General features: G+C 62.4%; 10 protein-coding genes and 1 tRNA gene. All 11 read right to left on the bottom strand.

Annotated features, from left to right (window positions below; genetic code table 11):
• Positions 1-114: 114 nt before the first annotated feature.
• Positions 115-492 carry a 50S ribosomal protein L7/L12 gene (gene rplL, locus NKH49_RS15805; protein WP_023680442.1) on the bottom strand — a complete coding sequence of 126 codons (378 nt, stop codon included), beginning with the start codon at positions 490-492 and terminating at the stop codon, positions 115-117.
• Between the two features lie 54 nt (positions 493-546).
• Positions 547-1,065, bottom strand: a complete 519-nt coding sequence (rplJ, locus tag NKH49_RS15800; protein WP_008875657.1) for a 50S ribosomal protein L10 — start codon at positions 1,063-1,065, stop codon at positions 547-549.
• Between the two features lie 392 nt (positions 1,066-1,457).
• Positions 1,458-2,156 (bottom strand): 50S ribosomal protein L1, encoded by a 699-nt coding sequence (gene rplA, locus NKH49_RS15795; protein WP_352926578.1) that lies wholly within the window; start codon positions 2,154-2,156, stop codon positions 1,458-1,460.
• Positions 2,157-2,160: 4 nt separating this feature from the next.
• A complete protein-coding gene (gene rplK, locus NKH49_RS15790) occupies positions 2,161-2,589 on the bottom strand; it encodes a 50S ribosomal protein L11 (protein WP_023680440.1) in 429 nt (142 codons plus the stop codon).
• 160 nt (positions 2,590-2,749) lie between these two features.
• On the bottom strand, positions 2,750-3,277 hold the full coding sequence (nusG, locus tag NKH49_RS15785; RefSeq protein ID WP_006333333.1) for a transcription termination/antitermination protein NusG: 528 nt from the start codon (positions 3,275-3,277) through the stop codon (positions 2,750-2,752).
• A gap of 27 nt (positions 3,278-3,304) precedes the next feature.
• Entirely contained in the window at positions 3,305-3,508 is a 204-nt protein-coding gene (gene secE / locus NKH49_RS15780; RefSeq protein WP_023680439.1) for a preprotein translocase subunit SecE, read from the bottom strand.
• Between the two features lie 363 nt (positions 3,509-3,871).
• Positions 3,872-3,947, bottom strand: a tRNA-Trp gene (locus NKH49_RS15775).
• 77 nt (positions 3,948-4,024) lie between these two features.
• Complete coding sequence (locus NKH49_RS15770) at positions 4,025-4,528, bottom strand: hypothetical protein (RefSeq protein WP_352614184.1); 504 nt, start codon at positions 4,526-4,528, stop codon at positions 4,025-4,027.
• 143 nt (positions 4,529-4,671) lie between these two features.
• A complete protein-coding gene (locus NKH49_RS15765) occupies positions 4,672-5,154 on the bottom strand; it encodes a group II truncated hemoglobin (protein WP_352474778.1) in 483 nt (160 codons plus the stop codon).
• 96 nt (positions 5,155-5,250) lie between these two features.
• Positions 5,251-6,936, bottom strand: coding sequence for a COG3904 family protein (locus NKH49_RS15760; RefSeq protein WP_352926574.1), 1,686 nt, complete (start codon positions 6,934-6,936; stop codon positions 5,251-5,253).
• 159 nt (positions 6,937-7,095) lie between these two features.
• A complete protein-coding gene (tuf, locus tag NKH49_RS15755; protein WP_352614181.1) occupies positions 7,096-8,271 on the bottom strand; it encodes an elongation factor Tu in 1,176 nt (391 codons plus the stop codon).
• Between the last annotated feature and the right edge of the window lie 129 nt (positions 8,272-8,400).

Raw genomic sequence — 8,400 nt, 5'->3', positions numbered from 1 at the left:
CGCCGGGTTGCGCGCCCCAAGTAATGTGGTTTCCGCACCCTCCGCGTCCCCCCCCCCCCCTCCCCCGCCAACGGTGGGGCGCCCGCCGCCCCCCCGCCCGCCGGTACTCAACGCTTACTTCAGTTCGACCTTGGCGCCGGCTGCTTCCAGCTGGGCCTTGAACTTGTCCGCGTCGGCCTTGGAAACGGCTTCCTTGACCGGCTTCGGAGCCGCCTCGACCAGGTCCTTGGCTTCCTTGAGGCCAAGACCGGTGATGGCGCGAACTTCCTTGATGACGTTGATCTTCTGAGCGCCTGCCTCGGTGAGGACGACGTCGAATTCCGTCTTTTCCTCGACCGGAGCAGCAGCGGCCGCAGCGCCGCCGGCAGCGGCAACCGCCACCGGAGCAGCGGCGGAAACGCCCCACTTTTCTTCAAGAAGCTTCGACAGCTCGGCCGCCTCGAGGACGGTCAGCTTCGAAAGGTCGTCTACGATCTTTGCCAGATCAGCCATTGCAATGTTCCTTCATAAGGTTCGAACGTGTGTTTGTGATAGCGAGGAACGGCCTCATGCCGCCTCGTCCTTCCGGGCGTAAGCGCCGATGACGCGCGCGACCGAAGCCGCAGGCGCATTGACGATCTGGGCGATCCGGGTTGCCGGCGTGGCGATCATGCCAACCAGCCTGGCGCGCAGCTCATCGAGCGACGGAAGTGTGGCGAGTGCCTTCACACCGTCGGCATTGAGCGAGGTGGTACCCATTGCGCCGCCGAGAATGACGAGCTTGTCATTTCCCTTGGCGAAATCGGACGCGACCTTCGGCGCCGCAATCGGATCCTCCGAATAGGCGATCAGCGTCTGCCCCTTGAACAGCTCGATGATCGATGCGGAGTCCGTGCCCTGAAGAGCGATTTTGGCGAGACGGTTCTTCGCGACTTTGACGGTGCCACCGGCGGCGCGCATTTTCGACCGAAGGTCGTTCATTTGCGCGACGGTGATACCGGCGTAGTGGGCCACGACGACTGAACCAGCGCTTGAAAACGCATCATTCAGGCCCGTGACGAGTTCGCGTTTTTCCGCTCTGTCCACTGCCTATCTCCAGTTGACCCCTGCCCTCTACGAAGGACAGGCGTCGGGTTGCCTTTTGCCGGCCGGGCCATCCAGTAACGGATCTCCCGAACGACGCTCGAGGATCCTGCCCCCTTTCGCCACACCTGCCGGCAAGCCGGACGGTGCGCAGACAAAAGGCAAACACGGTTCGAACCTTTCATCGGAGCTTGTGGCTCCTTTGTCCGGTCTTCACCCGTCTCATGCAGGCCCGCATGAATTAAGGCCCACATCACCTAAGGCTTGGGGGCCGCCTGCAATCTCGGACAGGATGTCCGGAAGTCTTTCGACTTCCGGTACCGGGCCGCCGACAGGTCGGAGGCCCGGAATTCTTTCACGGATCAGCGTTTTAGCGGCCGATCCAATTGTTCGTATCAGGACGCTGCCAGCGTCGAGACGTCGAGCTTGAGGCCCGGACCCATCGTCGAGGTGACCGACACCTTCTTGACGTAGTTGCCCTTGGCACCAGCCGGCTTTGCCCTGGTCACCGCATCAGCGAAGGCACGGACGTTTTCTTCCAGCGCCTTGACGTCGAACGAGACCTTGCCGACGCCGGCGTGAACGATACCGGCCTTCTCGACGCGGAACTCGACGGCGCCGCCCTTCGATGCCTTGACGGCGGAGGTAACGTCGGTGGTGACGGTGCCGACCTTCGGGTTCGGCATCATGCCGCGCGGACCGAGCACCTTGCCGAGACGGCCGACCAGCGGCATCATGTCCGGCGTGGCGATGCAGCGGTCGAAGTCGATCGTGCCCTTCTGGACGATGTCGACCAGATCCTCGGCTCCGACGATGTCGGCGCCGGCGGCCTTGGCCTCCTCGGCCTTGTCGCCACGCGCGAAGACGGCGACGCGAACGCTGCGGCCGGTGCCGTTCGGCAGGTTGACCACGCCGCGGACCATCTGGTCGGCATGGCGCGGGTCGACGCCGAGGTTCATCGCGACTTCGATCGTCTCGTCGAACTTCACCGAGGAGCGATCCTTGAGCAGCTTCAGCGCCTCACCCAAAGCGTAAGCCTTGTTGGGATCGATGCCTTCGCGGGTCTTCGATACACGCTTTGCAATCTTTGCCATGATCTCAGCCCACCACTTCCAGACCCATCGAGCGGGCGGAGCCCTCGACCATGCGCATGGCCGCCTCGACGTCGTTTGCGTTCAGATCCTTCATCTTCTGCTCGGCGATGGCGCGCACCTTGTCGCGGCCGATCGTGCCGGCCTTGACCTTGCCCGGCTCCTTCGAGCCCGACTTCAGGTTGGCGGCCTTCTTCAGGAAGTAGCTCACCGGTGGCGTCTTCATGACGAAGGTGAACGACTTGTCCTGGTAGTAGGTGATGACGACCGGAACCGGCGAGCCCTTTTCCATTTCCTGGGTCTGCGCGTTGAACGCCTTGCAGAACTCCATGATGTTGATGCCACGCTGACCAAGCGCCGGGCCGATCGGGGGCGACGGCGTGGCCGATCCCGCGGAAACCTGGAGCTTGAGCTGGCCTGCAATCTTCTTAGCCATCTCTCTTCCTGCCTTTTCTCATGCCGGTCTTGCCGGCGGTTGCAGTCTGGTGGTGCGGTCCGCGCGGCCGGCTAAAGCCGCATTCGCCTCCCACCCGTTTTTGGCCGCGCGATCTCCGCGCCGCCTTCCCTGCCGCCGAAACCGGTGCAGGGATTTCGGATCAGCCCTTCTCGACCTGTCCGAATTCCAGATCGACCGGCACAGCGCGCCCGAAGATCGATACTTCCACCTTGAGCCGCGCCCGCTCCTCGTCCACTTCCTGGACGAAACCGTTGAAGGACGCGAATGGTCCATCCGAAACGCGGATCGCTTCGCCGATCTCGAACGTCACCGACGGCTTCGGCCGCTCGACGCCTTCCTGAACCTGGTTCAGGATACGCTGGGCCTCGGCTTCGGTGATCGGCACCGGCTTGGAGTCGCCCAGGAAACCGGTGACCTTCGGCGTGTTCTTGACGAGCGAGAACACGGCGTCGGTCAGATTGGCTTTCAGCAGCACATAGCCCGGAAAGAACTTGCGCTCGGCATCGACCTTGCGGCCGCGGCGGATCTCGACGACCTTCTCGGTCGGCACCACGATCTGCTCGATGTCGGCGGACAGGCCCTTCTGCTTGGCCTTGTTCTCGATGTCCTCGGCGACCTTCTTTTCAAAGTTCGAGTAGGCGTGGACGATGTACCACCGCGCGGTCATTTCAAGACTTCTCCGTAATCGCCGGACTTACTGTCCGAGGCCGAGGATTTTTTCGACCGCAAAGCCCATGGCCACGTCTGCGGTAAAGAAAAAGATCATCGCGATGACCGCGAACACAAGGACCATCACCGTCGAGATCATCGTTTCGCGCCGCGACGGCCAAGTGACCTTGGCGGTCTCCGCGCGAACCTGCTGGAGAAAGGTGAAGGGATTTGTGGTTTTCGAAGCCATATGCCGCTCTGTCTGCAAGACCCGTTGGCCGGGCCTCCTGGATGATCCCGCTGGCCGGGACGTGCCGCTTGAGCGTGCGTTCGCGCCGAATCAGCGCAATCATTTCGCCCATGCAAATCAGACGCGTAAAGCCGGCTTCCCAGCTCCACGCGTCGCGTGTCTGTCTCGTCTACATAAAACCGATTCTTGATCCACGCAAGTGGCAAGTGTCCGCTTTATGGCCAAACGCCGCCTCGGAACCATCCAGTCGTCCCGTCCCGGCTATGCGGCCCTTATGCCGCAACTTGTGCTATATGGCAAGTCACAAGCCGATTTTCAAAGGGGCACTGCAAAAGAATCGTTTTTAGGTATCCATTCAAAGAATGGCACGGGCAGCAGGGCTCGAACCTACGACCTGCGGTTTTGGAGACCGCCGCTCTACCAACTGAGCTATGCCCGTATGCGCATGTCGGCGCAGCAGGCGCTTCCTAAAAGCTTCCGCGCGCTCTGTAAAGAGCGACGTGCGCTACCCGGCCTTCATCTTCGAAAGTCCAGGCGTCCTCCCGGCCATTTCCCGTTGATCCGTTGATTGTTGACGATCAAGCCGACCCAGGGACGCACGATTTTCGGGTCGGTCAGATTGATATATTTTCCAACCAGCCCTTTCGCACCCTGGCGCCGCGCATCGATGAGCCCCTTGCGCACACCATCATGCCAATCGAACAGCAGGTAAACTCTCTCTCCCGCCGTCTTCACCTCGCCCCGGCCGGACTTCCATTTATCCTTGCTGTCGCCTGGAATCGTGGGATCGGCACCGCCATTCCAACGGCTGGACCAGCTGCCTTCGATGGTGTCGTTGCGGTCGCGGTCGCTTTCGGTGCCCCAGGCCTCGGCATTTTCATCGCTTGGAGTTCCCTCCAGTTTCACGCCGGCGGCGAACGCCGACACCTCCTCGTCGTCGGGAGTGGGGACGTCCATGACGCCAAACGGATTTCGGGATCCGCGGTCGCTGTCAGAATTTGCTTTGCTGTCCGATCCCATCGCAGGCCTCCGGTTTTTCAGCGCGGCCCCCGCCAGCCACGGCGGCCTCAAACCGTTCCAGCCTGGCGGACCGAACCATTCACCGCCACCCATTTCCCGCAAATCGGGTCCTGGCGGCAGGCCTTCGACCGATTCGCGCGCGGTCAGGTTCCCGAAGGCGGCTTGTAGGGGCCGCCCGGCACCCCCCAACCCCAGGCCGGCATTGGTTCGGTCTCCGGATCGCAGGTCGCGCCCTTGTTGGAGTTCATCTTGGCCAGCCGCGATCCCCATTCGACATAGGCCATGAAAGCCGAGCGGAATTCGGGATCGTCAGGCAGGCCGACCTCGTCGGCGGCGTCGGCGAGAAGGTTGATCCAGCGCCGGCGCTGCTCCTCGGTCAGATGCTTGCCGAGATGGTGCATCACCATCTCGCGATGGCCGCCGTGCTTTTCGCTGTAGGTTTTCGGTCCACCGAAAACTTCGCCGATGAAAGCCGCGACGTGAGCGGGATGGTCCGGCGACATGTGCTTGAACACCGGCCCGACGATGGGGTCCCGAGAGACGTTGTCGTAGAAGGTTTGGGTCAGGCGGTTCAGCGCTTCGGTGCCGCCTGCCCATTCAAACAATGTCGGGACATCCTGGCTCATTCGCGATCCCTCCGATGCTGGTCTTCAACCGCGCTGGACGATAGCGGAAACATCGAGCGCCGCTCAACCTGCCTCGATGGCCAGTGCAAGGTTGCGCTAAAGCTTCGCCGGCGTCTCTGCCTCGGCGCTGGCGGACGGCAGAACGCGGCAGTTGTCGGGCTTCGGCGACGACTTGCAGATGGTGGCGCCCGTCAGCGCGTCCACCGATTGCGGCCCCGTCGTCAGTCCAACCTTCAGCATTAGGTCTGGTTCGAGCTGGCGCTCGACCGAGCGCTGCTCGAGCGCGGCGAACAGACCGGGACCAATCGCCATGTCCTCGAGATAGGTCTTAATTATCTGCTGCTGTCCCATCAGGTACATGCCGAGCCGCGCTTGCGGACCGACAAACCGTCTGACGCCGCCGGCAAGCATGAACGCGCACGCCGAATCGCATACCGCTCCCGAATCGACGGTCAGGCCGGCATAGGCGCCCTCTTTAGCCAAGCAACTCCACTCTCCCGGGTCGCAGCCAACAAAATCGGTGCGGGCGACGGCGATGTCGAGCTTCTTTTCGTGGATAAGTCGCCCCACCGCCAGTGCACTGAACAGGTCGCCTCCTTGTGAGCTGACCACCACCGGCAGCCGTCGGTTGCCAAGCATGGCGAGCAACTGGCGCAGCTTCTGCGGGGTCTGAGGCGCAATCGCGCCTTCGGCCGAGATCCATTCCGGGCAGTTTGGATTGCAAAGCGGGTTGCTGCCGCGGACCAGGACGAAGCGCATGTCTGCGACCTCCTTCGGCCGCGGGGTTTCGAGCCCTGCGGGTGCAGGCTCGGCTTTCGCCACCACTTCGCCGGCCGGCTTCGTGATGTTCGCCGGCGCCGGCACCTCCCTGCAACTCGCCGGCAACGGATCGGACGTGCATAGGGTTGGCGCGGTCAGCAGGTCGACGGCATCCCGGCTGGTGACGAGATTCATTTGCAGCATGTCGTAGGGAGCCAATTGCTGGATACCGCTGGCCGGTGTGCTTTTCATGGTCTCGAGCACACCCAGGCCGACGCCCATCTCCTTCAGATAGGCCGCCAGCTTCCGCTCCAGCGGCTTGTTCATCTCATAGGTCTTGTAGCTGCCGGCGTTCTTCCGGCTGACGACCTTGGTGCTGAGAATCTTCTTCTTGCCCTTCACCATGCGGTAGGTGGTGCGGTACAGCAATTTCGTCCGGATATAGGTCGTGGTGATCTGATGGACGCCGAGAAAGGCCCATTCGCCTACCACGCGCCGGATGCCGCCGGAAAACATCAACGGACAGGCGGAATTGCAGATGGCGCCATCGGCATAAGCATTGCCAAAATAACGGGCGCTCTTGCCGTCGTTTTCCTTGCAGTTCTTCACATCTGGCAGACAGCCGACGAAGCGGGTTTTGCCGACGGCGATATCGAGCTTGTTCTTGCGGATCAGGCGACCAAGTGTCAGCGCCGCTTCGACATTGCCGCCGGGGGAATCGACGACGATCGGCAGCTTTCGGCCGCCAAGCGCTTTCAGCGCGCGTTTGAACAGGGCCGGTGTGCCGGCTTCTATCGAGCCTTCCGCCGATATCCATTCCGGACAGGTCGGCTCGCAGCCCGGCGCGCTGCTGCGCACGACGACGAACCGCATCGTCGGGCCGAAATCCGGCGCGGATTTTTCCGGTGTGGATTTCTTTGCATCCGCTGCGAAGGCAGCGTGGCCCATGGCAAGCAACGACACCAGGCAGATCAGTCCTAGCGACCACCATGCCTGACTATGCAAACGGCGCCATGGAACCATTCGGGCAGCCCCCCTCGATGCAACCTATACTAGTTATCGCAGAGGCGCTTGCAACAGGATTTGAAGCAATGCGGTTAATCCATTGCCAGAATATCAGAATCAAAAGGGCGGCCCGAAGACCGCCCCTTTGCATCCGATCTCAACCGGCAGCGCCGGCGATTACTCTGTGATGGTGACGACGATGCCGGCACCGACGGTGCGGCCGCCTTCACGGATGGCGAAGCGCAGCTTCTCTTCCATGGCGATCGGCACGATCAGCTCGACATCGACGGTGATGTTGTCGCCCGGCATCACCATCTCGGTGCCTTCCGGCAGCGACACGATGCCGGTCACGTCCGTCGTGCGGAAATAGAACTGCGGACGGTAGTTGGTGAAGAACGGCGTGTGGCGGCCGCCCTCGTCCTTGGTCAGGATGTAGGCTTCGGCAACGAACTTCTTGTGCGGCTTGACGGTGCCGGGCTTGGCCAGGACCTGGCCGCGCTCGACGCCTTCACGGTCGACACCGCGCAACAGCGCGCCGATGTTGTCGCCGGCCTGGCCCTGGTCGAGCAGCTTGCGGAACATCTCGACGCCCGTGCAGGTCGTCTTGGTGGTCGGACGGATGCCGACGATCTCCAGCTCCTCGCCGACCTTGACGACGCCGCGCTCGACGCGGCCGGTCACCACCGTGCCACGGCCCGAGATCGAGAACACGTCCTCGATCGGCATCAGGAACGGCTTGTCGAGCGGACGAACCGGCGTCGGAATGTAGGCATCGACCGCAGCCATCAGTTCGCGGATGGCGTCCTCGCCGATCTTCTTGTCGCTGTCTTCAAGGGCGGCAAGCGCCGAACCCTTGACGATCGGAATGTCGTCGCCGGGGAACTCGTTCTTGGTCAGAAGCTCACGCACCTCGAGCTCGACCAGCTCGAGCAGCTCGGCGTCGTCGACCTGGTCGACCTTGTTCAAGAACACCACGATCGAGGGCACGCCGACCTGGCGGGCGAGCAGGATGTGCTCGCGCGTCTGCGGCATCGGGCCGTCGGCGGCCGACACCACCAGGATCGCGCCGTCCATCTGCGCGGCACCGGTGATCATGTTCTTGACATAGTCGGCGTGGCCGGGGCAGTCGACATGGGCATAGTGGCGGTTGGCGGTCTCGTATTCGACGTGCGCCGTCGAAATGGTGATGCCGCGCGCCTTCTCTTCGGGCGCCGCATCGATCTGGTCGTAGCGCTTGTATTCGCCAAAATACTTGGTGATCGCCGCCGTCAGCGACGTCTTGCCATGGTCGACGTGACCAATCGTGCCAATGTTCACATGAGGCTTAGTGCGCTCGAATTTACCTTTTGCCATAGTCTCTTTCCTTGGACGGCCTGGGGACGGCCTGGACCTTCAGTTCAGTCGAATGCGGGGCGATTAGCGACTAAGGCCGAAAAACACAAGTGCCTTGTCGCCGAGCGCGCTCGCCCGGCCCGAACGCGT

The organism is Mesorhizobium sp. M1088, assembly GCF_040318575.1.
Lineage (GTDB): Bacteria > Pseudomonadota > Alphaproteobacteria > Rhizobiales > Rhizobiaceae > Mesorhizobium.
The sequence above is the reverse complement of the archived record's forward strand: the minus strand, read 5'-3'. Positions and strand labels throughout refer to the sequence as shown.